We start from the raw sequence: 628 nt of genomic DNA on the forward strand, positions 1-628 counted from the left end.
GAAAGAAACTCTACAACTTGGAAAAACTACTTTTCCAATGCGCGGTAATTTGCCAGTTCGCGAACTAGAATGGCAAAAAGATTGGGAAGAAGCAGATGTTTATGGGCAACGACAAGAATTAAATAAAGAAAAACCTACTTTTATTTTGCATGATGGTCCTCCGTATGCAAATGGAAACATTCATATTGGACATGCATTAAATAAAATCAGCAAAGATATTATTGTTCGTTACAAATCAATGTCAGGATTTCGTTCGCCATATGTTCCAGGTTGGGATACTCATGGATTGCCGATTGAACAAGCGTTAACGAATAAGGGTGTTAAACGGAAAGAAATGTCCATAGCTGAATTTCGTAAATTATGTGAAGATTATGCTTGGGAGCAAATCAATAAACAACGTGAAGATTTTAAACGCCTAGGAGTTGCTGGTGAATGGGATAATCCTTATGTAACTTTAACGCCTGATTATGAAGAAGCACAAATTCGCGTTTTCGGAAAAATGGCAGAAAAAGGTTATATCTACAAAGGATTAAAACCAATTTACTGGTCGCCATCTAGTGAGTCGGCTCTAGCAGAAGCAGAAATTGAATACAAAGATGTTAAATCACCTAGTATTTATGTTGCTTTT

The 628-nt window shown here is 36.3% G+C and carries 1 protein-coding gene; it reads left to right on the forward strand.

Annotated features, from left to right (window positions below):
- Positions 1 to 628, forward strand: a 628-nt coding sequence (locus tag RT405_RS12470) for a class I tRNA ligase family protein (protein ID WP_313470109.1), incomplete at both ends; no start/stop codon positions are given.

Source organism: Carnobacterium sp. (genome assembly GCF_032094055.1).
In the GTDB taxonomy this organism is placed as follows: domain Bacteria; phylum Bacillota; class Bacilli; order Lactobacillales; family Carnobacteriaceae; genus Carnobacterium_A.